This window comes from Hydrogenophaga sp. R2 (assembly GCF_049843595.1).
GTDB lineage: Bacteria > Pseudomonadota > Gammaproteobacteria > Burkholderiales > Burkholderiaceae_C > Hydrogenophaga.
Map to the genome: position 1 here is coordinate 1,509,392 of NZ_JBBHZN010000001.1, position 22,703 is coordinate 1,532,094.

23 protein-coding genes are annotated in these 22,703 nt (G+C 71.9%); 14 read left to right on the top strand and 9 right to left on the bottom strand.

The annotated features are described in order from the left end of the window. Positions 1-6: 6 nt before the first annotated feature. Together WD026_RS07330 and WD026_RS07335 are read right to left on the bottom strand one after the other, a co-directional pair. Positions 7-1,374, bottom strand: coding sequence for a M16 family metallopeptidase (locus tag WD026_RS07330; protein ID WP_425722959.1), 1,368 nt, complete (start codon positions 1,372-1,374; stop codon positions 7-9). Between the two features lie 12 nt (positions 1,375-1,386). Next, on the bottom strand, positions 1,387-2,802 hold the full coding sequence (locus tag WD026_RS07335) for a M16 family metallopeptidase (RefSeq protein ID WP_425722960.1): 1,416 nt from the start codon (positions 2,800-2,802) through the stop codon (positions 1,387-1,389). Positions 2,803-2,831: 29 nt separating this feature from the next. Between WD026_RS07335 and ftsY the strand changes: the two genes are divergently transcribed. Next, positions 2,832-3,848 carry a signal recognition particle-docking protein FtsY gene (ftsY, locus tag WD026_RS07340; protein ID WP_425722961.1) on the top strand — a complete coding sequence of 339 codons (1,017 nt, stop codon included), beginning with the start codon at positions 2,832-2,834 and terminating at the stop codon, positions 3,846-3,848. 10 nt (positions 3,849-3,858) lie between these two features. On the opposite strand, the gene WD026_RS07345 is transcribed toward ftsY, so the two are convergent. Both WD026_RS07345 and WD026_RS07350 read right to left on the bottom strand, forming a co-directional pair. Next, positions 3,859-4,065: a zf-HC2 domain-containing protein gene (locus WD026_RS07345; RefSeq protein ID WP_425722962.1), complete on the bottom strand. Its 207-nt coding sequence runs from the start codon at positions 4,063-4,065 to the stop codon at positions 3,859-3,861. Next, positions 4,062-4,643 (bottom strand): sigma-70 family RNA polymerase sigma factor, encoded by a 582-nt coding sequence (locus tag WD026_RS07350; RefSeq protein WP_425722963.1) that lies wholly within the window; start codon positions 4,641-4,643, stop codon positions 4,062-4,064. Before WD026_RS07350 ends, WD026_RS07345 begins: the two co-directional genes overlap by 4 nt. Positions 4,644-4,705: 62 nt before the next feature. Between WD026_RS07350 and WD026_RS07355 the strand changes: the two genes are divergently transcribed. From WD026_RS07355 to WD026_RS07390, 8 genes are all read left to right on the top strand, one after another. After that, on the top strand, positions 4,706-5,206 hold the full coding sequence (locus WD026_RS07355; RefSeq protein WP_425722964.1) for a TlpA family protein disulfide reductase: 501 nt from the start codon (positions 4,706-4,708) through the stop codon (positions 5,204-5,206). A 120-nt stretch (positions 5,207-5,326) separates the two neighbouring features. After that, positions 5,327-5,605 carry a DUF2282 domain-containing protein gene (locus tag WD026_RS07360; protein WP_425722965.1) on the top strand — a complete coding sequence of 93 codons (279 nt, stop codon included), beginning with the start codon at positions 5,327-5,329 and terminating at the stop codon, positions 5,603-5,605. 2 nt (positions 5,606-5,607) lie between these two features. Then, positions 5,608-6,504, top strand: coding sequence for a DUF692 domain-containing protein (locus tag WD026_RS07365; protein ID WP_425722966.1), 897 nt, complete (start codon positions 5,608-5,610; stop codon positions 6,502-6,504). Then, positions 6,501-7,304 (top strand): putative DNA-binding domain-containing protein, encoded by an 804-nt coding sequence (locus WD026_RS07370; RefSeq protein WP_425722967.1) that lies wholly within the window; start codon positions 6,501-6,503, stop codon positions 7,302-7,304. Before WD026_RS07365 ends, WD026_RS07370 begins: the two co-directional genes overlap by 4 nt. Further along, positions 7,301-7,795, top strand: coding sequence for a DoxX family protein (locus tag WD026_RS07375; RefSeq protein WP_425722968.1), 495 nt, complete (start codon positions 7,301-7,303; stop codon positions 7,793-7,795). The genes WD026_RS07370 and WD026_RS07375 overlap by 4 nt, the downstream gene beginning before the upstream one ends. Before the next feature lie 30 nt (positions 7,796-7,825). Further along, positions 7,826-9,055 carry an ABC transporter substrate-binding protein gene (locus WD026_RS07380; protein WP_425722969.1) on the top strand — a complete coding sequence of 410 codons (1,230 nt, stop codon included), beginning with the start codon at positions 7,826-7,828 and terminating at the stop codon, positions 9,053-9,055. A 28-nt stretch (positions 9,056-9,083) separates the two neighbouring features. Beyond that, positions 9,084-10,736 carry an ABC transporter permease gene (locus WD026_RS07385; protein WP_425722970.1) on the top strand — a complete coding sequence of 551 codons (1,653 nt, stop codon included), beginning with the start codon at positions 9,084-9,086 and terminating at the stop codon, positions 10,734-10,736. Then, positions 10,733-11,362, top strand: coding sequence for an ATP-binding cassette domain-containing protein (locus WD026_RS07390; protein ID WP_425722971.1), 630 nt, complete (start codon positions 10,733-10,735; stop codon positions 11,360-11,362). Before WD026_RS07385 ends, WD026_RS07390 begins: the two co-directional genes overlap by 4 nt. On the opposite strand, the gene WD026_RS07395 is transcribed toward WD026_RS07390, so the two are convergent. Both WD026_RS07395 and WD026_RS07400 read right to left on the bottom strand, forming a co-directional pair. After that, the gene (locus tag WD026_RS07395; protein WP_425722972.1) at positions 11,344-12,690 is read right to left on the bottom strand and encodes a TIGR04283 family arsenosugar biosynthesis glycosyltransferase; all 1,347 of its coding nucleotides are present in this window, start codon (positions 12,688-12,690) and stop codon (positions 11,344-11,346) included. The genes WD026_RS07390 and WD026_RS07395 overlap by 19 nt on opposite strands. Continuing rightward, positions 12,687-13,802 (bottom strand): phosphotransferase family protein, encoded by a 1,116-nt coding sequence (locus WD026_RS07400; protein ID WP_425722973.1) that lies wholly within the window; start codon positions 13,800-13,802, stop codon positions 12,687-12,689. Before WD026_RS07400 ends, WD026_RS07395 begins: the two co-directional genes overlap by 4 nt. 89 nt (positions 13,803-13,891) lie before the next feature. Between WD026_RS07400 and WD026_RS07405 the strand changes: the two genes are divergently transcribed. From WD026_RS07405 to WD026_RS07415, 3 genes are read left to right on the top strand one after another with little or no spacing between them, the layout of a single operon-like run. Continuing rightward, the gene (locus tag WD026_RS07405) at positions 13,892-16,051 is read left to right on the top strand and encodes an FAD-dependent oxidoreductase (RefSeq protein WP_425722974.1); all 2,160 of its coding nucleotides are present in this window, start codon (positions 13,892-13,894) and stop codon (positions 16,049-16,051) included. Between the two features lie 55 nt (positions 16,052-16,106). After that, the gene (locus WD026_RS07410) at positions 16,107-16,907 is read left to right on the top strand and encodes a DUF3047 domain-containing protein (protein WP_425722975.1); all 801 of its coding nucleotides are present in this window, start codon (positions 16,107-16,109) and stop codon (positions 16,905-16,907) included. Continuing rightward, positions 16,904-18,076 (top strand): FAD-dependent oxidoreductase, encoded by a 1,173-nt coding sequence (locus WD026_RS07415; protein ID WP_425722976.1) that lies wholly within the window; start codon positions 16,904-16,906, stop codon positions 18,074-18,076. The genes WD026_RS07410 and WD026_RS07415 overlap by 4 nt, the downstream gene beginning before the upstream one ends. Here WD026_RS07415 and WD026_RS07420 read toward each other — a convergent pair. The 3 genes from WD026_RS07420 to senB are packed head-to-tail and all read right to left on the bottom strand — an operon-like array spanning position 18,061 to position 20,834. Then, positions 18,061-18,765: a haloacid dehalogenase type II gene (locus WD026_RS07420; protein WP_425722977.1), complete on the bottom strand. Its 705-nt coding sequence runs from the start codon at positions 18,763-18,765 to the stop codon at positions 18,061-18,063. The two genes, WD026_RS07415 and WD026_RS07420, sit on opposite strands and share 16 nt — an antisense overlap. A gap of 3 nt (positions 18,766-18,768) precedes the next feature. Continuing rightward, entirely contained in the window at positions 18,769-19,833 is a 1,065-nt protein-coding gene (gene selD, locus WD026_RS07425; RefSeq protein WP_425722978.1) for a selenide, water dikinase SelD, read from the bottom strand. Further along, complete coding sequence (senB, locus tag WD026_RS07430) at positions 19,830-20,834, bottom strand: selenoneine biosynthesis selenosugar synthase SenB (protein ID WP_425722979.1); 1,005 nt, start codon at positions 20,832-20,834, stop codon at positions 19,830-19,832. Before senB ends, selD begins: the two co-directional genes overlap by 4 nt. A gap of 155 nt (positions 20,835-20,989) precedes the next feature. Between senB and WD026_RS07435 the strand changes: the two genes are divergently transcribed. Together WD026_RS07435 and WD026_RS07440 are read left to right on the top strand one after the other, a co-directional pair. Then, entirely contained in the window at positions 20,990-21,847 is an 858-nt protein-coding gene (locus WD026_RS07435) for a putative selenate ABC transporter substrate-binding protein (protein WP_425722980.1), read from the top strand. 17 nt (positions 21,848-21,864) lie between these two features. Further along, entirely contained in the window at positions 21,865-22,698 is an 834-nt protein-coding gene (locus WD026_RS07440) for a phosphonate ABC transporter ATP-binding protein (protein ID WP_425722981.1), read from the top strand. Positions 22,699-22,703 lie beyond the last annotated feature (5 nt).

The window sequence follows — 22,703 nt, forward strand, 5'->3', positions numbered from 1 at the left end:
CCGAGCTTACCGGGCCGAGGCCTGCGGCGACTCGGCCGGCACGCCCACCACCACCGTGGCCATGCGCTCGGGCTGCACCACCCGGGCGAAGGCGCGCTGGATGTCGGCTCGGCTGACCCGCCGGATCTGCTCGGTCCAGGTGTCCAGGTAGTCCAGCGGCAGGCCGCTCCAGGCGATGTTGGCCACGTTGTCCAGCAGCTTGCGGTTGCTGTCGATGCGCAGGCCGAAGCCATTGATGAGGAAGTCCTTGGCGCCCTGCAGTTCGGCGTCGGTGGGGCCGTCCTGCACGAAGCGCTGCACCACGTCGCGCGCCACCTGCACCGCCTGACGGGCCTGGTCGGGCCGGGTGGTCAGGCCGATCTGGAACGGGCCGGCGTGGCGACCTGGCGAGAAGTAGCTGTAGACGCTGTAGCTCAGACCGCGCTTCTCGCGCACCTCGGTGGTCAGGCGCGACACGAAGCCGCCACCACCCAGGATGTAGTTGCCCACGAACAGCGGGAAGAAGTCGGGGTCGTTGCGGGCGATGCCGGGCTGGCCGATCAGCACCTGGGCCTGGGCCGCGCCGGCAAAGGGCAGCCAGCGCTCCACACCGGTCTGCAGCGGCGCCACCTCGGGCACCGCCGGCAAGGGCTGACAGCCGTTGGGCTCGATGGCGGCCATCAGGCGCTGGGCGATGCGCTCGGCCTGGGCGCGGTCGATGGCGCCCACCATCGTCACCTGCGCGCGGCAGGCGGCGGCATGGCGGCGGTAGAAGCCGCGCATGTCATCGGTGCCGATGGCCCGATAGCTGTCGGCCGTGGGCTGCTGACCGTAGGGATGGTCGCCGAACACCGACTGCGCGAAGGTGCGCGCCGCCAGCGTGCCGGGCCGGGTCTCGGCCTGCTTGAGGGCCGCGAGCAGACGTTCCCGGTCGCGCTGCCACACCGCCTGCGGCCAGGCGGGCGCGGCCATCTGGCGCGCAGCCAGCGCCACGGCACGCTCCAGCAGATCGGGCTGGGTCAGGGTGCGCAGCTGCAGGCTGAACCGGTCGCTGCCGGCACTGGCACCGAACTGCGCACCCAGATCGACCCAGGCTTCGCTGAGCGCGTTCTCGTCCAGCGCGGGCTGGCCGCCCTGCGCGGCAACGCCGCCGGACAGCAGACCGGCCGTGGCCGAGGCCAGACCGGCCTGGCGGGCCGGCTCGCGCCGGCTGCCGCCGTCGAAGTCGATCTGCACGTCCAGCATGGGAATGGTCGGGCTGCGCACCAGGTACACGCGGGCGCCCGACGGCTGGGTCCAGTGTTCGATGGGAATGGCGGCCTGGGCGGCGCCGATGCCGGCGGCCAGCAGGCCAGCCACCAGGGTGTGTTGCAGAAGGGATTTGCAGGAACGCATGACGGACACCGATCAGGGTTGGGCCGGCACCAGCACGCCGGTGGTGAGCTGGTCGTCGGAGAAATAGCGGGCGGCCACGCGCTGCACATCGGCCGGCGTGACGGCGTCCAGGGCGGCCATGAGGCGGTCGCTGCCGTCCAGGCCGAGTCCTTGCACCCAGTAGCTGCCCAGCTCCTGCGCCTGGCCGAACACCGAGTCGCGCTTGTAGATTTCGCCCGCGCGCCACTGGGTCTTGACGCGCTGCAGCTCGGTCGGCTGCACGCCTTCGCGGGCGATGCGGGCCACCTCGGCCTTGAGCGCGGCGCTGGCCATCTCGGGCGTCACGCCCCGGGCCGGCACCGCGGTCAGCGAAAACACCTGCGGACCGCGGCCCAGCAGGCCGAAGGAAGCGCTGGCGCTGTCGGCCACGCGCTTGCCACCCATGCCCTGGCCCTGCACCAGCGCGCGGTCGAGCCGGGCACCGCTGTAGCCATCGAGCACGGCCGACAGCATGGTCAGGGCCAGCGCGTCGCGGTCGGCGTCGTCCTGGGCGCCGGTCCAGCGCGGCGCCTTCCAGGCCAGGGTCACCAGCGACTGTTCGGTCACGGCGCGGTATTCCATGCGGCGCGGGCCGGTCTGCGCCACCTCGTCGCGCGGCTTGCGCGGCGGCACCGGGCGGGCCTCGATGCGGCCGAAGTGCTTCTCGGCCAGCGCCCGCACCCGCTCGGGCTCCACGTCACCGGCGATCACCACGGCCGCGTTGCCCGGCACATACCAGCGCCGGTAGAAATCGCGCGCGTCCTGCGGCGTGAGGGCATCCAGGTCGCTCATCCAGCCGATGATGGGCCGGCGGTACGGGCTGGTCTGGAACAGCGTGGCATTGAAGGCCTCGAACATGCGGGCCTGCGGCGACTCCTCGGTGCGCTGGCGACGTTCCTCCTTGACCACCTGCAGCTCCTTGAAGAACTCGGCGTCGTCCCACTGGTTGCGGGCAAAGCGGTCGGCCTCCAGCCGCATCACGTCTTCCAGGCGGTCGGCCGGCACCTGCTGGTGGTAGGCGGTGGCGTCGCGGCTGGTGAAGGCATTGTCGCGGCCACCCAGCGCGGCCACACGGCGCGAGAACTCGCCGGGCTTCAGGTCGGGCGTGCCCTTGAACATCATGTGCTCCAGCACATGGGCCACGCCGGAGGTGCCGTCCACCTCGTCGATGGAGCCCACCCGCACCCACACCATGTGGGCCACGGTGGGCGCACGGCGGTCGGGCTGCACGATGAGCGTCATGCCGTTGGACAGGGTGTACTGCACCGGCCGGACCGTGGCGCTGGCAGTGGCCGCAGCCGCTGGCTGGGCGTGAGCGGTGGGGACGAAGCAGGCGCCGGCCAGGGCCAGCCACACGGCCGATGCCAGGGTCGAAACCCGGGCCGGCGAGAGCAGAGAAAGGCGTTTCATAGAATCCGGATGATTCCAGAGACCGCTGAATGTTCTCCTTCTTCCGAAAAAAATCCCCTGTTCCTGCCGACGCAGCGACCGAACCCTCGGCCCCGCCGGCGGGCCTGAGCGACCCGGCTCCCGCTCCCACGCCGGCGGCCGAAGCCCCGCGCCAGGGCTGGCTGGACAAGCTGCGCGCCGGCCTGCGCAAGACCGGCGGGCAGATCACCACCGTCTTCACCGGCACCCGCATCGACGAGGCCCTGTACGAGGAGCTGGAGGCGGCCCTGCTGATGGCCGACACCGGTGTGGCCGCCACCACCCACCTGCTGGACGACCTCAAGCGCCGCGTGAAGGAAGCCAGGGCCACCGACCCGCAGGCGGTCAAGGGCCTGCTGGCCGATGCCATTGCCGACCTGCTGGCGCCGCTGCAGAAGCCGCTGGTGATCGGCGAACACCGCCCCACCGTGATCATGGTGGCCGGCGTGAATGGTGCCGGCAAGACCACCTCCATCGGCAAGCTCACCCGGCACCTCAGCCACAGCGGCGCCAGCGTGCTGCTGGCTGCGGCCGACACCTTCCGCGCGGCCGCACGGGAGCAGCTGGCGGTCTGGGCCGACCGCAACACGGTGGAGATCATCACCCAGCAGGGCGGCGACCCGGCGGCGGTGAGCTTCGATGCCGTCACCGCCGGCAAGGCGCGCGGTCGCGATGTGGTGCTGGTCGACACCGCCGGCCGCCTGCCCACCCAGCTGCACCTGATGGAAGAGCTGCGCAAGATCAAGCGGGTGGTGCAGAAGGCCGAGGCCAGCGCGCCCCACGAGGTGCTGCTGGTGATCGACGGCAACACCGGTCAGAACGCACTGGCCCAGGTGAAGGCCTTCGACGACGCCCTGGGCCTGACCGGCCTGGTGGTGACCAAGCTGGACGGCACGGCCAAGGGCGGGGTGCTGTGTGCCATCGCCCGCCAGCACCCGGTGCCGGTGTACTTCATCGGCGTGGGCGAGAAGCTGGAAGACCTGGAAACCTTCGACGCCCGCGAATTCGCGCAGGCGCTGCTGAACTGAGCCGGAACGGTCAGTCCTCTTCGGTGTAGGCACGCCAGCGGCCCATGGCCTGGCGCATGGTCAGCAGCTGGCGCTCGAACCGGGGACAGGCGTCGCACATCGCCAGATGCAGCTTGAGCGCCACGCGCTCGTGCCACGGCAGCGCGCGGTCTTCCCGGGCGATCAGCAGGGCGCTGGCCTCCTTGCAGGTGCGGCGGAAGGGGTATCGGGCTTTCATGGTCGGGCGGTCGGTGCAAACCAGTGCTGCTCCAGGCATTCCCGCAGGCGCAGCCGGGCGCGGTGCAGCAGCACGTAGAGATTGGTCGGTGTCAGGTCCAGTTCCTTACAGATCTCTTCGGTCGACAGCTCCAGCCATTCGCGCATGAGGAACAGGCGTCCCTGCACCGGCGGCAGGCGCTCGGTGCAGGCTTCCAGGATGGTCATGAACTGGCGCTGATCCAGATCCTGCTCCGGGTTGCCCCACTCGGCCGGCGCCTCGGCGAAATGCCCGTCGGCCTTGAAGGCCATGTGGTCCAGCGGGTCCTCGCGCTCGTCGTCGCTGTCGCTGCCCACACACACCTCGCGGCCATGGTGGCGCAGCGCGTCCACCACCTTGTGCTTGAGGATGCCCACCAGCCAGGTCTTGAGCTGGGAGCGGCGCTCGAAGGCCTGCGGCTTGTTGAGCGCAGCCAGCAGGGTTTCGGACACCGCGTCCTCGGCCCAGGCGTCGTTGCGCAACTGCAGCCGCGCGAACTTCATGAGGTAGGGGCGGAGTTCGGCCACCTGCTGGTCGAACGGGACATCGGGAGTCGACATGGGCGGCCAGTGTAATGAAACGGCGCCATCCGCGACCGACAGGCATTTCAAGGAGATGCCCGATGCCGACCCGACGCCACGTCCTGACCCTGTCACTCGCTGCCTGCCTGCCTGCCCTGCCGGTGCAGGCCGCCCAGGGGCCATCGGTGCCGCTGATCAGGAGCACCACCCTGGAAGGCCAGCCCTTCGACCTGGCCGCGCTGCGCGGCAAGGTGGTGATGCTGGTGTTCTGGTCCACCGGCTGTCCGGTCTGCCGCGACAAGATGCCCGAGCTGCGGGCCAACGCCCGCGGCTGGGCCGGACAACCCTTCGAGCTGGTCACCGTCTGCACCGACGCCGACCGGCGCGAGCTCGATGTCTATCAACGGGCGGTGCTGATCACGCTGCCACCCGCGCAAAGGCACCCTTCCTTGTGGCGAGGCACACCCGGGCACACCGACAACTTCGGTGCGCCCGGCGTGCTCCCGGCCACCTGGCTGGTGGACAAGCAGGGGCAAGTCGCCGAGAGCTACCACGGCCGCATTCCGCCGCAGGCCTGGGACCGGATCGCCGACCTGCTCTGAAGAAATTTCCAGCACCTGCGTAAGAAGGCGCAACACCACACGACTGACGTACAGCCAGGGCCATCGATCCGATCCCGGAACCGCCAGGGCTGATGTTTCCACCTCAACCGGAGTCCTCTCATGAACCAACGTCAACTCATCGCCGCTGCTGCCACCACCCTGATGTCCCTGTCGATGCTGGCCGCCACGCCCGCCATGGCCCAGTCCAAGGAGAAGTGTTTCGGCATCGCCAAGGCCGGTCAGAACGACTGCGCCAGCGTCAACGGCGTCCATTCGTGCGCCGGCCAGGCCAAGGTCGACAACGACAAGGGTGAATGGAAATACGTGCCGGCCGGCACCTGCATCAAGATGGGCGGCCTCACGCTCGACCAGGTCAAGACCGACGGCAAGAAAGGCTGACCATGAGCCGGCCCGCGCTCCAGCACTGCGGCATCGGCTGGCGGCATCCGCACCGGCACGCCTTGTTCGACAGCCCGGTGGCGCCGGCCTTCATCGAGGTGCACAGCGAAAACCACTTTGCCCCTGGCGGCGCCGCACGGGCCAGTCTGCTGGCCGCACGCAAAGACCATGCGGTCAGCCTGCATGGGGTGGGTCTGTCGCTGGGAGCCGCAGCCGGCATCGACCCCGACCATCTGCACCAGCTCGCCGAGCTGGTGCAGGCGGTCGATCCGCTGCGGGTGAGCGATCACGCCAGCTTCGCCCGCAGCGGGTGGCCCACCGGGGGTTTCGTGCACGCGGCCGACCTGCTGCCCTCGCCCTGCACCCGCGAGGCCCTGGAAGTGATGTGCGCCAACGTGCAGCAGGTGCAGGACCGTCTGCGCCGGCCGATTGGCGTGGAGAACCTGTCGGCCTATGTGCGCTGGCGCAGCGACGAGATGGACGAGCCCACGTTCCTGGGCGAACTGACCCGGCGCACCGGCTGCACCCTGCTGCTGGACGTGAACAACCTGATGGTCAACGCGCTGAACGATCAGCGCCAGGGCCGGTGCGAGGACGCCGCCCGGTCGGCGCAGGCCTGGGTGGACCGCCTGCAGCCCGGCACCGTGTCCGAGATCCACCTGGCCGGGCATGCCGACCTGGGCGACATCGTCATCGACGACCACGGCAGCCCGGTGTCCGGGCCGGTGTGGTCGCTCTACCGCCATGCGCTGCAGCGACTGGGCCCCACCCTCACGCTGATCGAATGGGATACCGACCTGCCGGCCTTGGAGGTGCTCATGGGCCAGGCCGCACAGGCTGAACGCATCCAGAACAGCCTGGCGGAGACCCGCCGCCTGCACACCGAGGTGGCCGCATGAACACACTGGCCCATGAACAGGGCCTGCTGGTGCAGGCACTGCTGGCGCATCCGGCCGGTGCCCGGCGCCGGCAGGCCGACGAGGCCCTGATGCCCCTGCTGCACGCGGGCGCCGAACGGGGCCTCATGGCCTACCGGGCGCACGGCCACCACCTGGCCGAACAGGCCCTGGCGGCTGCCTACCCGGTGGTGACACAGCTCATCGGTACCGAGGCCATGCAGTCGGTGGCCCGCGCGCTGTGGCACGCCCACCCGCCGCAAGCGGGCGACATCGGGCAGTGGGGCGATGCCCTGCCCGCCTGGCTGGCCGAGGGTGAGGCTTGGCGGTCGGTGCCTTACCTGCCCGACGTGGCGCGGGTGGAATGGGCCATGCACCGCGCTGCCGATGCTGCCGATGCCACCACCGACTGGCCCAGCCTGGCCCTGCTGCAGGGCGACGACGCCGACACCCTGCGCCTGCACTGCTCGGCGGGCACGGCCGTGTTCGCCAGCCCCTGGCCGGTGGCGGACCTGATCCTGCACCACCTGACCGGTCAGCCGCCGCTGGAGCAGCTGGTCACCGCCCTGCACCGCCCGGGACAACCCACGCTGCGGCATGCACGGGTGGCTCGGGAAGGCTGGCGCACCACCGTGACCACCATCGGCGCCGCCGAGGCCGCCTTCACCACCGCGCTGCTGAGGGGCCGTCCGCTGGGCATGGCCCTGACAGCGGCTGCCGAGGCCGACGCAGCCCCCTTCCCCCTCGCGGACTGGCTGCTGCACGCCGTGCAGACCGGCCGCATCACCGGAGTCACGCCATGAACCGAATCGCCATGCCCCTCCAACGGACCTGGTGTGCCATCGAGCACGCCCTGCAGACCCTGCAGCCCGCCGGTGCGCTGGCCGCCCGCCTGTACCTGGCGCAGGTGTTCTTCCTGGCCGGACTCACCAAGATCCGCGACTGGGACACCACCCTGCTGCTGTTCACCGAGGAATACCAGGTGCCCCTGCTGCCGCCGGCCTGGGCGGCCGTGTCGGGCACGACCGGCGAGCTGGTGCTGCCGGTGCTGCTGGTGTTGGGACTGGGTGGCCGCTTCGCCGCGTTGGGTCTGAGCGTGGTCAATGCGGTGGCAGCCATCAGCCTGCCCGACATCGCGCCGGCCGCGTGGCAGCAGCACCTCACATGGGGCGCCCTGCTGGCCGCCCTGGCGCTGTCGGGCCCGGGAAGCTGGTCGGTGGACCGGCTGAGGACATCCCTTCGGCGCCGGGGTGAGGCCATGGCTGCGCCTGCAAGGCCGCCGGGCATGAATTAAGCTGGCAGGCCCGTTATCAGGAGATCCTGCGTGAGCCAGACCCCACCGCTTCCGCGCCGCCGCCAGCTCGTGCTGGGCCTCACCGCCGCACCCGCCGCCCTCTGGCTGGGCCAGCCACGGGCCCAGACCACGGCCGATGCCTGGGCCGCTGTCGAACGCAGCGCACGCGGCCAGACCGTGTTCTGGAACGCCTGGGCCGGCAGCGCCCAGACCAATGCCTACATCCAGTGGGTGGCCACGCAGGTCAAGGCGCAGTTCGGCATCGAGCTGCAGCACGTCAAGATCAACGACACCGCCGACGTGGTGCAGCGGGTGCGGGCCGAGAAGGCCGCCGGCCGCGCGCTGGGCGAAGGCACGGTCGACCTGGTGTGGATCAATGGCGAGAACTTTGCGGCCATGAAGCGCGAGGGCCTGCTGTTCGGCCCCTGGGCCGAGAACCTGCCGAACTTCCGGCTGGTGGACGTGGCCGGCAAACCCACCACCCGCAACGATTTCTCGGTGCCCACCGACGGCATGGAATCGCCCTGGGGCATGGCGCAGTTCACGCTCATGGCCGACAGCCGCCGCCTGAGCGACCCGCCACGCAGCATGCAGGCGCTGCTGGCGCTGGCGCGCAGCCAGCCCGGGCGCATCACCTACCCGCGCCTGCCCGACTTTCATGGCACCACCTTCGTCAAGCAGGCCCTGGTCGAGCTCGCGCCCGAGCCCGGCCTGCTGGCCCGCCCGGTCACCGACGCCGCCCTGGCCAGCCAGACCGCGCCGCTGTGGAAGTACCTCGAAGCCCTGCGGCCGCACCTGTGGCGCCAGGGCCGGCAGTTTCCGCAGAACGCCGCGGCGGTGCGCCAGATGATGGCCGACGGCGAACTGCTGCTGGCGATCACCTTCAACCCCAACGAGGCCGCCAACGAGATCGCCGCGCGCCGCCTGCCGCCCACGGTGATCAGCTGGCAGTTCGACAAGGGCACCATCGGCAACACCCACTTCGTGGCCATCCCCTACAACGCCCGCAGCGCGCCCGCCGCCCAGGTGGTGGCCAACTTCCTGCTCTCGCCGGCGGCCCAGGCCCGCAAGGCCGACATCGCCCACTGGGGCGACCCCACGGTGCTCGACCTGGGCAAGCTCGGCGCCCCCGAACGCGCCCTGTTCGGCAGCCGCCCGCTGCCCGGGCAGGTGAAGGCGCCGGCGCCCACGCTGCCGGAGCCGCACGCGTCCTGGGTCGACCCGCTGGAGCGGGAATGGGCCCGCCGCCACGTGGGTTGATGGTCCCGTCCTTTCCTCTCGCACCGCGTTGAACCACCGACCGCTGGCCACTGCCCTGCTGCTGCTCGCCGGGCTGCCCACCGCCACGGTGGCCGTGCTGGCCCTGCAGGCCGGCCTGGACGCCGCCGGCTGGCGCGACCTGCTGAGCCAGCCCGGCCTGGACCGCTCGGTGGCCCTGACCCTGTTCACCGGCCTGGCGTCCACCGCCCTGGCCTGGTGGATCAGCGCCCGGCTGCTGCAGCAGGCCTTCGTGACCGGGCAGCTGGCCCGCCTGCTGCGCCCGGTGCCGGCCATGCTGGCCACGCCGCACGCGGCCATGGCCATCGGGCTGGTGTTCCTGCTGGCGCCCAGCGGCTGGTTGCTGCGCCTGCTGGCCCCGCTGGCCGGCTGGGACCAGCCCCCGGCCTGGACCACCACCCAGGACCCCTGGGGCCTGGGCCTGGTGCTGGCGCTGGTGGTCAAGGAGGTGCCCTTCCTGCTCTGGACCGCCGCCACCCAGCTGCAGCGCGACGACGTGCTGCGCCGCTGGCAGTCCGAACACGCCCTGGCCCTGACCCTGGGCTATGGCAGCGGCACGGCCTTCCGGCGCGTGGTGTGGCCGCAGCTGGCACGCCGCCTTCGCTGGCCGCTGCTGGCGGTGCTGGCCTATGGCCTGACGGTGGTCGACATGGCGCTGGTCATCGGCCCGGCCTCGCCACCCACCCTGGCCATGCAGGCCTGGCAGTGGCTGCTCGATGCCGATGCCCTGGTGCAGTCGCGCGGGGCGGCGGCCGGCATGGTGCTGGTGGCGCTGGTGGCCGTCTGCGCCGCGCTGGCCGACCGCGTGCTGATGCGCCGGCCCGCGCCGGGCCACGGGCAGCGGGGCGCCTCGCCACGGACAGGCCCGGTGGCCGCGCTGCACGGCGTGCGGGCACGGGCGGGTCTGGTGGCAGGGGTGGCGATGGTGGGTCTGTACGGCGTGGTGCTGGCCCTGCTGGCCCTGGGCAGTGTCAGCGGCGTGTGGCCCTTCCCCGACCTGTGGCCGCAGCTGTGGAGCCTGGACGCCTGGCGCACCGTGGCCGACAGCAGCGCCACACTGAGCACCACCTTCTGGCTCGCGCTGGCCAGCAGCGCCCTGGCGCTGGCCTGGAGCGTGGCCTGGCTGGAAGCCGCCCCGCCCGATTGGGACCGCCTGGCCAGGCCGCTGCTGTATGCCTCGCTGGTGCTGCCGGGCGTGCTGTGGGTGGTGGGCCTGTACCGCCTGGGGCTGGGCCTGCGGCTGGAGGCCACCGCCACCGGCCTGCTGCTGGCCCACACCCTGATGGTCCTGCCCTATGTGCTGCTGTCGCTCAGCCCGGCCTACCAGGGTTTCGATGCGCGGCATGCGCAGGTGTGTGCCAGCCTGGGCCACGGGCGCTGGGCCTTTCTGTGGCGGGTGAAGTGGCCGCTGCTGCGGCGGTCGCTGGCCGCGTCGCTGGCGGTGGGTTTTGCGGTCAGCGTGGCGCAGTACCTGCCCACGCTCTACCTGGGCGCCGGCCGCCTGAACACCGTGACCACCGAGGCCGTGACCCTGGCCGCCGGTGGCCAGCGTTCGCTGCTGGGCGCCTTTGCCGGCCTGCAGTGGCTGCTGCCGGTGGCCGCCTTTGCCCTGGCCGCCTGGGTGGGCCGGCCCCGCCGTTTTGCCGCACCGGGAAGCGCATGAGCCTGCAGCTGCAGATCACCCGCCTGGGCACCCCGCGGCAGACTTTGCTGGCCGCTCTGGACCTGGCCGTGCCGCCCGGGGAAGTGCTCACGCTGATGGGGCCCAGTGGCTGCGGCAAGAGTTCGCTGCTGGCGGCCGTGGCCGGCACCTTGCCGGCGGGGCTTCAGTTCGAGGGCCGGGTGACGCTGGACGGCCAGGACATCACCGACTGGCCCACCGAGCGGCGCGGCGTGGGCCTGCTGTTCCAGGACGATCTGCTGTTCGCCCACATGACCGTGGCCGAGAACCTGCTGTTCGCGGTGCCGCCCGGCCCGCCGGCCGAACGCCGCGCCCAGGTGGATGCGGCGCTGGCCGAGGCCGGGCTGCACGGCATGGGCGCGCGCGACCCGGCCTCGCTGTCCGGCGGGCAACGCTCGCGGGTGGCACTCATGCGCGCACTGCTGGCCCGCCCGCGCGCGCTGCTGCTGGACGAACCCTTTTCGCGGCTGGACACCGCACTGCGGGCGCAGTTCCGCGCCTTCGTGTTCGATCACATCCGCCAGCGCGGCATTCCGGCGGTGCTGGTCACGCACGACGAGGCCGACGTGGCCGACCCCGCACGTCGGGTTCAGCTGGGCGCGTCCTGACCGTCCGCCGGGGACGGCATGCGCTCACGCCGCTGCCACTGCTGCCATCTTCGCCAGTCCTCGGGCTGGTCCACGTCCCACAACACCGGGCCTTCCCACAGCGACAGACCGGCCGCCTGCAGCCGCTGGCGCGTCTGCCCGGCCACGGCCGCCGTGCTCCAGGCCACGCCGTCGAACACGCCGGTTGCCGGGCGGCGCAGGCCCAGCAGCACATAGCCGCCGTCCTCGGCGGGCAGCAGGGCGGCGTCGTGCGTCTGCAGGGCATCGGCCACCTGCTGCAGGTGCTCGGGCGTGAGCGCCGGGCAGTCGGTGCCCAGCAGGATCAGCGGGCCGGCATGGACGGCGAAGTGGTGCTGCACCACCGCGTGCATGCGCCGGCCCAGATCGCCCTCGGGCTGGGGCATGAGCTGCACACCTCGGTGCTGCTGCCAGGCCTGGAAGTGCCGGTGTGCAACATCGGGCGCGCACCACAGGGTGAGCGGCCCCAGGGAGGCGGCGCGCACCGTGTGCAGGGTCTGGCGCAGCAGGGCGCGCTGCGCCCGGGCGGCACCGGCATCCCCCAGCAGCGGCGCCAGCCGGGTCTTGGCCAGGCCGGGCACCGGCGCCTTGGCCAGCACCGCCACCGCCGCACCGGCGCGGGGGCGGTAACCGTAGCGGCGGGCCAGATCGGCCGCATCGGCCCCCAGCGCCCAGGCGGCGCGCAGGCGCCACATGAGCCCCACGGTGCGCCACAGACCATGGCGGTCCCAGCGGCGGCCGTCGGTCTGCACCGTCTGGCGCAGGCAGGCCGGCGGGGCGATGGCCCGCAGGCGGCGGCTGAGGTCCAGGTCCTCCATCAGCGGCAGCGGGGCAAAGCCGCCCACCGCCAGGAACAGGCGGCGCTGCACGAACAGGGCCTGGTCGCCAGTGGCCATGCCGCTCCAGCGCGAGCGAAGGTTCATGAGCGCGGCCACCAGCGGCAGCAGCGGGTGGCGGCCCTGGATGCGCACATCGAAACGGCCCCAGCGGGCACCGGCCGCCAGGGCCTGCATCACCACCGCATCGGCATCGGGCGGCAGGCTGGTGTCGGCATGCAGGAAGAGCAGCACCGCACCACGCGCGGCGTCGGCACCGGCATTCATCTGCGCGGCCCGGCCACGCGGCGCCTGCAGTACCGCATCGGCCCAGGGCCGGGCCAGGGCCGGCGTGCCGTCGCGGCTGCCGCCGTCGACCACCAGCACCTCCACGCCGCGCTGGCGCAGCGGTGCCAGTGCCTGCAGCCGGGCCACCAGCGTGGCGGCCTCGTCCAGCACCGGCACGACGATGGACAGCGAGGGGCATCGGGTCATGCCCTGCTCTCCCACGTCCGCTGGAGTGCATCAAAACCCTCGCGCACCCGCTGCACCGTGGCCGGGTCCAGGTAGTGGTCCACCCGGTCGCGCACATGGGCCACCAGGACCGGATCGCTGCGCTGCTGCGACCAGTCCTCGCCGTCGGCCACCGGCGGGCGGCCCGAGGTGGCGTGCCACTTGGCGCACCAGGTCACCGACCACAGCCACATGGCCCGGCGCAGCGGCACCTGCCAGACCGCGCAGGCCTCGGCCAGACGTGCAGTGTTGTGTGCGGTGTTGTGCCCGACGTGTTGCGCCCAGGCGCTCAGGAACCCGGCCTCCTGCGCGGGTGTGAGCACCGCATGGCTGTGCAGGTCCCAGGTGGTGGAGGTGTAGAGGGTGGCATGGGCCAGGTCCAGGCCGGGGTGGCTGTAGCGGCACTTCTCCAGATCGACCAGCACGGCCTGGCCATCCGGGCGGATGAGGAAGTTGCCCGGATGGGCATCGAAGGCCACCAGCGTGACCGGCGGCCGCTCGGGGCGGGCCACCAGGGCGTCCAGCGCCACGAGCTCGGTCTGGATGGCCTGCAGGGTGGCAGGCGCCAGGGCCGCGTCGGTCAGGTGCAGGGCCTGCCGGCCGATCTCGGCGGCCAGGTCAGCCAGGGGATCGGCGGGTGCCCGCAGCGGCGGTCGGTCCGCCACCGGGGGCAGTGGCAGCATGTGCAGCGCAGCCAGGGCGCGGGCCAGCGCCGGCAGGTCCTGCGGCAGGCGGGCGGGCCGGCCCTGGATGCACTCCACCAGCAAGGCGCCCCGGGGCAGCCCATCGTCCGGCGGCAGCACGCTGTGCAGGCGCGGCGCATGGCCGCTGGCCGAGGCCCGCTCGAAGCAGGCCTGCTGGTAACGCAGGTTGGCCAGGGCCGGCAGATCCAGCTGGCTTTGTTTGGGCACGCGGGCCAGCCAGCCCGAATCACCCAGGCGGATGTGGTCGTGCGCCAGACCGGTGTCGGGCAAGGGCATCAGTGACTCGTGGGCCCAAGGGGAGCCGGCGGCAACCAGCGCCTGGCGCAGGTGCTGGCACAAGGCAGAGCGGGTGGCGTCGGATGCAGGGGCGGCTGAGGGGGTTTTGGGCATGGCGCCTGCGGGGGCGTGTAAGGTCGCGCGATGCAAGAAACCCGTACAGCGCACGACCAACTGTTTTCGTCGATCCGGAGGCCATTGTCGTGAATCTGAAAAAAGCCGGTCTGCTGCTGGTGGTGCTGGGCGCCGTGGTGCTCTTCGTGTGGGCCGATCTCGGCCGCTTCCTGAACCTGCAGGCCCTCAAGGAGGCGCAGGGTCAGCTCGAAGCCCTGCGCAGCCAGCACCCGCTGGGCCTGGCGGCCGCCTACTTTGCGGTGTACGTGGCGGCCACCGCCCTGTCGGTGCCCGGGGCCACCGTGATCACGCTGGCCGGCGGCGCGCTGTTCGGCCTGTGGTGGGGCGTGCTGATCGTGTCGTTTGCGTCCACGCTGGGCGCCACGCTGGCCTTCCTGGCGTCGCGCTTCCTGCTGCGCGACGCGGTGCAGGCCCGCTTCGGCCAGCGCCTGGCCGAGATCGAGCGCGGCATCGAACGCGACGGCGCCTTCTACCTGCTGAGCCTGCGGCTGATCCCGGTGGTGCCGTTCTTCCTGATCAACCTGCTCATGGGCCTGACCCGCATGCGGGCGGGCACCTTCTATGCGGTCAGCCAGATCGGCATGCTGCCCGGCACGCTGGTGTACGTGAATGCCGGCACGCAGCTGGCGACCATCGGCTCGTTGCGCGACGTGCTGAGCCCGGCGCTGCTGGGCTCGCTGGTGCTGCTGGGCGTCTTTCCTTGGCTGGCGCGCTGGGGCATGGGCCTGCTGCGCCGGCAGCGGGTGCTCTCGCCCTGGGCCGACCAGCGCCCGACACGTTTTGATCGCAACCTGATCGTGATCGGCGCCGGTGCGGGCGGCCTGGTCACGGCCTACATCGGCGCCACGGTGAAGGCCAGTGTCACGCTGATCGAGGCCCATGCCATGGGCGGTGACTGCCTCAACACCGGCTGCGTGCCCAGCAAGGCCCTCATCCGCAGCGCGAAGCTGGCGCACCAGATGCGCCACGCCGACCGCTGGGGTCTGCAGCCGGTGCAGCCTGCCGTGCCCTGGCGCGAGGTGATGGCCCGGGTGCGCTCGGTGATCCGGTCCATCGAACCGCACGACAGCGTGGCGCGCTACAGCGGCCTGGGCGTGGAAGTGCTGCAGGGCCGGGCGCAGCTGGTCGACCCCTGGACCGTGGAGGTGGCGCTCCATGGCGGTGGCAGCCAGCGGCTCACCGCCCGCAGCATCGTGATCGCCACCGGCGCTGCACCCGTGGTGCCCGACCTGCCCGGCCTGCGCGAGCACTGCGTGACCAGCGAGACCCTGTGGAACGCGCTGGAGCGGCTGGACGCCCCGCCGCGCCGGCTGCTGGTGCTGGGCGGTGGTCCCATCGGCTGCGAGCTGTCGCAGGCCCTGGCCCGCCTGGACGCCGGGGTGACGCTGGTGGAACAGGCCCCGCGCCTGCTGCTCAAGGAAGACGCCGACGTGTCCGAGCAGGCCCGGGCCGCGCTGGCCCGGGACGGCGTGCAGGTGCTCACCGACCACCGTGCCCTGGGCGTGGTGGAGCGCGACGGCCAGCGCTGGCTGCAGGTGCAGGGCGATGGCCCGGTGCGGGAACTGCCGTTCGACCTGCTGCTGTGCGCTGTGGGCCGGCAGGCGCGGCTGCAGGGCTTTGGCCTGGAAGCCCTGGGCCTGGCCGACGGCCGCGTGCTGGAGACCGACGACCATCTGCAGACCCGCATCCCCCACATCCTGGCGGTGGGCGACGTGACCGGGCGCTGGCAGCTCACCCACGCGGCTGCGCACCAGGCCTGGTACGCCGCAGTGAATGCGCTGTTCGGGCATCTGCGAAGGTTCCGGGTGGATGCACGGGTCATGCCGGCGGCGGTGTTCATCGAGCCCGAAGTGGCCCGCGTCGGCCTGAACGAACAGGAAGCCGCTGCACAAGGCGTGCCCTTCGAGGTGACGCGCTACGGCATCGACGACCTGGACCGTGCACTGGCCGACAGCGAGGCCCACGGCTTCGTGAAGGTGCTCACCGTGCCGGGGCGCGACACCATCCTGGGCGTGACCATCGTGGGCTCGCACGCGGCCGAACTGCTGGCCGAGTACGTGCTGGCGATGAAGCACGGCCTGGGTCTGAACCGGGTGCTGGGCACGGTGCACGCCTACCCCACCTGGTCCGAGGCCAACAAGTACGCGGCCGGCGAATGGCGGCGTGCCCATGCCCCCCGGGGCGTGCTGCGCTGGCTGGAGCGCTACCACGCCTGGCGCCGGGGCTGATACCCTGCCCCCTCGCGTTACCATTGCCGCCGCTGCTCAGGAGGACGCCCCCACGATGCGATCAATACCCCGGCTGCCCTGCCAGATCTGGCTGACCGCACTGCTGCTGCAGTGCGTGCCGACGGCACAGGCGCAGGAAGCCTCCGGCGCACTGCCCACGCCCCTGCCCCGGCTGCTGGGCCATTCCGGCATGCTGGGGCCCGACTGGCGCGTGGTGGGTCTGCCCGCCCGGCAACGCCAGGTGCCGCTGACCGCCTTCGATCCCGGCCAGGTGGATGGCCACGACGGCATCCGGGTGAGCACCGACGCCTCCTACGGCACCCTGGTGCACACCTTGCCGGGCAGCGTCATGCCCACCCTGCGCCTGGCCTGGCGCTGGCGGCTCGATCAGCCCCTGGTGGGCGGCACGGCGGCCCCCGACATCCTCACCCGCGGCGGTGACGACGCGGCGCTCAAGGTGTGCGCCTTCTTCGACCACCCCATGGACCAGGTGCCCTTTCTGGAACGCCAGCTGCTGCGCATGGCCCGCAGCATGAGCGGCGAAGACCTGCCCACCGCCACCGTGTGCTACGTGTGGGACAGCACCTACCAGGCCCCGATGCAGTCGGCCAACCCCTACACCCGCCGGGTGCGCTTCATCACCCTGCAGGGCCGCAGCGCGCCTCTGTCCCGCTGGATCACCGAATCGCGCGACCTGGGACGGGACTTTCTGGCCCTGTTCGGCGAAGAGCAGTCGCCGGACGCGCCGCTGCCGCGCATCACCCGCATCGTGATCGGGGCCGACAGCGACAACACCGGCAGCAAGAGCCTGGGCTGGGTGGCCGACCTGCGCTGGCAGGCCAACGACCCCCGATGACCACCGCGCGCCGACTGGTGTTGCTGGGGGGCGGGCATGCCCACCTGGCGGTGCTGGCCGACATGGCAAAGAGCCCCTGGGTCGGCTGGGACATCACCCTGGTCTCGCCCACACCTCACCTCACCTACAGCGGCATGGTGCCGGGCCTGATCGCCGGGCATTACCGGGCCGAGGACTGCCGCATCGCCCTGCCCCCGCTGGCGCAGGCGGCCGGTGTGCGCTGGCTGCCCGGGCGCTGCACCGGCATCGACGCGCAGCAGCGCCAGGTGCGGATCACCGAGGCCGCCGATGGCGCCGCCGCTCTGCGGGACTACGACCTGTTGTCCATCGACACCGGCGGCGTGATGGACGCGGCCGCGCTGGAAGCCCGCATGCCCGGCGCATCGCGCCATGCCTTGCCGGTGCGGCCCATCGAAGGTCTGGTCGATGGCTGGTCGGCGGCGGTGCAGCGGCTGCGGCTGGACCCGGCCGAAGCGGTGTCCGTGGCGGTGATCGGCGGTGGCGCAGCGGGCATCGAGCTGGTGTGTGCCGCCCGCCAGGGACTGGCCGCAGCAGGGGTGCGGGGCGCCCGGTTGTCGCTGCTGACCGGGGGTGGCCCGGTGGCGCCAGGCTACCCGGGCAGCGTGCGACGCCGCATCCTGCGGCAACTGCACCGGCAGGGCATCACGGTGCTGCCCTTTGCCTGCACCGGTGTGGATGTGCAGGCGGTGCACATGGGCCCGGCCGGCTCGCTGGTGTGCCATCTGGCCCTGCTGGCCACCGGCAGCCATGCACCGGCGTGGCTGCAGGACAGCGGGCTGGCGCTGGGGCCCCAGGACGCTCCAGGCCATGTGGCCATCAACCGCTTCCTGCAGAGCACCAGCCACCCCGAGGTGTTCGCGGCGGGCGATGTGGCCGACCGCGCCGATCACGTCTACCCGCGCAGCGGCGTGCACGCGGTGCGTGCCGGCCCGGCGCTGGCGAACAACCTGCGGCGCGCCGCCCTGGGCCAACCGCTGCAGCCGCACTGGCCGCCCCAGTACACGCTCAACCTGCTGTCGTGCGGGACCGGGTTTGCCGTGGCCAGCTGGGGGCCGCTGGCAGCGGGCGGGCGCTGGGTCTGGCGCTGGAAGGACCGGATCGACCGGGCCTTCGTGCAGCGTTATCGCCGGCCTCAGCAGCCGAGCTGATCGGCCAGGTGCTGCAGGTCGCGCGCGTGCAGCGTGTTGGCCGCATCGGGCGACACGTCCTTGATGTGGGCGGCGCCGAACTCCAGCGGGCGCTCGATGTAGGCCGTGGCCAGGCCGCAGGCGCGCGCAGCGGCCAGATCGTCCTGGTGCGCGGCCACCAGCATCACCTGCGAAGGTGCCAGATCGAAGGTCTCGGCCACGCCCAGGTAGGTGCGCGGATCGGGCTTGTAGGCGCGGAACACCTCGGCCGAGAGCACACAGTCCCAGGGCAGGCCGGCGCGCTTGGCCATGTTCGTGAGCAGGCCGATGTTGCCGTTGGACAGCGAGGTGATGACGAACCGCGACTTGAGCCGGTGCAGGCCGGCCACGCTGTCGGGCCAGGCATCCAGCCGGTGCCACACGCGGTTGAGGTGGGCGCGCGCTGCGTCGTCCAGATGGGCCAGCCCGAAGCGCGGCAGGATGTCGTCGAGGATCTGGCGGTGCAGTTCGTCGATGCGGGTCCAGCCCTGCTGGCCCGAACGCACCCGCTGCATGGCGGGCTGGTAGCCGGCGCGCCAGGCCAGGGCGAAGGCATCGGCATCGACCTGCGGGTGCAGCGACCGCATCTCGCGCACGATGCTGCCGTGCCAGTCGACCACGGTGCCGAAGATGTCGAAGGCCAGGACGCGGATGTCGTCATGCGCGGCCATGGCTCACTCCACCGTGAGGCGGATGCCGCCGGCGTCGGCCGCGACGATGGAGCCCACCTCGGCCGCGTCGGCAAATCCATGGCGGCGGAAGACGGCCAGCACCTCGTCCACCGAGGCCGCATCGCACGACACCAGCAGGCCGCCGCTGGTCTGCGGGTCGGACAGCAGGGCCTGATCGACCGGCTGCAGGGCGCCACCCAGCCGCACCTCGTGGCCGTAGGCCGCCCAGTTGCGGCCCGAGGCGCCGGTGACCATGCCGGCCGCCGCCAGTTCACGCACGCCGGGCAGCAGCGGCACGCGGGCCATGTCCATGTGCACCGCGGCGTTGGCGCCGCGCGCCATCTCCAGTGCGTGGCCGGCCAGGCCGAAGCCGGTGATGTCGGTCAGGGCGTGCACGCCCGGCATGGCCGCCAGATCGGGGCCGGGCGTGTTGAGGCGGGTGGTGTTCTCGATCATGCGGGCATAGCCCTCGGCATCGAGCCGGTCCTTCTTGAGCGCGGCCGACAGCACGCCCACCCCCACCGGTTTGCCCAGCACCAGGCGGTCGCCCACGCGGGCGTCGGCGTTGCGCTTGACGCGCTTGGGGTGCACCAGGCCCAGCGCGACCAGGCCATAGATGGGTTCGACCGAATCGATGGTGTGGCCGCCCGCGATCGGGATGCCGGCGGCACGGCACACGTCCTGCCCGCCGGCCAGGATGCGGCCGATGGTGTCGGTGGACAGCACCGAAATCGGCATGCCCACCAGGGCCAGCGCCATGATGGGTGTGCCGCCCATGGCGTACACATCGCTGATGGCATTGGTGGCGGCGATGCGCCCGAAGTCGTACGGGTCGTCGACGATGGGCATGAAGAAGTCGGTGGTGGCGATCAGCGCCTGCTCGTCGTTGAGCTGGTAGACCGCGGCGTCGTCGGCGGTCTCGATGCCCACCAGCAGCTCCTTCGGGATGGGCATGGCTGCCGTGCCCTTGAGGATCTCGCTCAGCACGCCGGGGGCGATCTTGCAGCCACAGCCGCCGCCGTGCGAGAGGCTGGTGAGACGGGGTTGTGCAGGGCGGGCGGTGGTCATGTCGGGGCTCCAGCGGAAGGCAGCAGGGGTGAATCGGTGAAATCGAGCGCACGCCGCAGGGCGGTCCGCTCGGAGGCGGGATCGAACAGCGGCGCCCGCAGTTCGCATTGTGCTTGCAGGTCGCGCAGGGTCAGGTCGGCCGGGCCGTGCTGGCTGCGGCGCAGCGCGCGCAGCGCATCGGCCAGCGCCGCCGCATCGCCCACCGGAAAGTAGCCGCTGTAGCCGGTGCCCAGCATGCCCACATTGCCGTCCATGCGCGAGGCCAGCACCGGCGTGCCGCTGCGCACCGCCTCCATGATGACGTGGGCACCGCCTTCCATGCGGCTGGGGTGCACCAGCAGGTGGGCCCGCTGGATGCGGTCGCGGGTGCGGCCGTGCGGCAGGGCTCCCAGCCAGCGGTAGTGCGGGCAGTCGGCCACGGTGCGGGCAGCGGCCTCGCCCAGGGCCGGGTCCAGGGCGGCACCGATGTGGTCGATGAGGATGCCCTCGTCGGGGTGCAGCCGGCGCGCGGCGGCCATGAGCGTGGTGGGGTCCTTCTCGTCCCGCAGATGGCCGACCGCCACCACCCGCAGGCGGTCGGCCGACTTGGGCAGGGTGCGGCGGGCGGTGCACGACTGCAGCACCACATGGCAGCGGTCACGCAACCCCTGGGGCAGGCTCAGGGGGGCCTGGTCCTGCAGCACGATCAGGCGGTGGGCGGCGCGCAGCGACGCCTGGGCCGAGCCATCCACCACGATGTCGCGGTACAGGTCGGTGCCGGTCAGGGCCAGCACCAGCGGGCGGTCCGGGTGGTGCTGCGCCCAGGCGGCCACGCTGTCGGCCGAGCGCCGGGCGTGCAGGGCCAGCAGGGCATCGGGGGCCGGTGCAGAGGGCGCCCAGGCCTTGGCCAGGGTCACGCGCCAGTCGGCCGCCAGCATGCGCGACCAGCGCCGGGCGGTCTGCCAGTTGCCGTTGTTGGCATCGGCCAGGGCCGGCGTGACGAGGACAAGGGATGGGCGCATCGGTCGCCGATTGTCCGGCGCCCGTGCCGACCGCGGCGTCGCCGGGGTGAAAGCCCCGGGACTTCAGGCCGTCGCCAATGCGGTTCTAATACGCCCCGGCCGCTCTTGATCCGGCCGCCCCCATCCCGAGTTTTCACCCTTTGCCTGGAAACACCATGACCCTCGCCTCCCTGCTGCGCCGCAGCCTCGCCTCGCTGGCCCTGCTGGCCACCGCCGCCACCGTGCACGCCCAGACCCTGCGCGTGACCACCATCCCCGAAGAAGCTGCCACCGAGCAGATCCGCAAGTTCACGCCGCTGGCCACCTACCTGGAAAAACAGCTGGGCATGAAGGTGGAGTTCACCCCGGTGAGCGACTACCCGGCCGCCGTGGAGGCGCTGGTCAACAAGAAGGTCGACCTGGTCTGGTTCGGCGGCTTCACCCATGTGCAGGCCAACCTGCGCTCGGGCGGCAAGATCATCCCGATTGCCCAGCGCGAGGAAGACACCAAGTTCCAGTCGGTGTTCATCGCCAAGACCGATTCGGGCATCAAGACGCTGGCCGACATGAAGGGCAAGCAGGTGTCCTTCGGCTCGCAGAGCAGCACCTCCGGCCACCTGATGCCGCGCAGCTTCCTGCTGCAGGCCAACATCAACCCCGAGAAGGACTTCGCCCGCATCGCCTACAGCGGCGCACACGACGCCACCATCGCCTCGGTGGTCAGCGGCAAGGTGGACGCCGCCGCGCTCGACATCACCGTGTGGCGCAAGTTCGTGGGCGAGAACAAGGTCGACACCAAGGCGGTCGACGTGTTCTACACCACCCCCGGCTATTTCAACTACAACTGGTCGGTGCATGCCGACATGCCGGCCGCCCTGCGCGAGAAGATCAAGGCCGCCCTCATCGGCCTGAACCCTGCCGTGCCCGAGCAGGCCGAGATCCTCAAGCTCAACCGCGCCACCCGCTACCTCGAGACCCGGCCCGAGAACTACAAGGGCCTGGAAACCGCCGCCCGCAGCGCCGGCCTGCTCTGACGCCTGGCGGGGTACCCGTGGACATCGAGCTGATCGACCTGGCCGCGCGCCACCCGGCGGCGCAGGCGGGTGCGCGGCCGGCCTTGCGCGGCCTGCGGCTGCGCATCGCAGCGGGCGAGCAGGTGGCGGTCATCGGTCCCTCGGGTGCCGGCAAGACCACCCTGCTGCAACTGCTGGCCTGCGCCCTCCAGCCCAGCGCGGGTGTGCTGCACTTCGACGGCGCCTCGCCCTGGCAGCTGCCGGTGGCCGATCTGCAGCGCCTGCGGGGTCAGCTGTTCCTGGCGCCCCAGGTGCCGCCGCTGCCGCCGCGCCAGCGCGTGGTGACCGCCGTGCTGGCCGGTCGCCTGCCGGCCATGGGCCTGCTGGCCAGCCTGCGTTCGCTGCTCTACCCGTCCGACATTCCTGCGGCCCACGACGCACTCGACCGTTTCGACCTGGCCGACAAGCTGTTCGCCCGGGTCGACCGCCTCTCGGGCGGCGAACGCCAGCGGGTCGGTCTGGCGCGCGCCCTGCTCTCGCCGGCCCGGCTGTGGCTGATCGACGAGCCGCTGTCGGCACTCGATCCATCGCGTTCGCGCCTGGCCATCGACACGCTGGTGAACAGCGCCCGCGATCGCCGGGCCACGCTGGTGGCCACGCTGCACCAGGTGGATGTGGCGCTGGCGCACTTCCCGCGCATCATCGGCCTGCGCGATGGCGAGGTGGCGTTCGACCTGCCCTCGGCCGAGGTCACGCCGCAGCGCCTGGCCGCGCTGTATGCGCAGTTCGAGCACGAGCTGCAGGCACCCGCACCCGGCCTGCCCGAGCCGGGCCATGACGGTCCGCAGCCGGTGGTCATGCATTGCCGCTGAGGCCC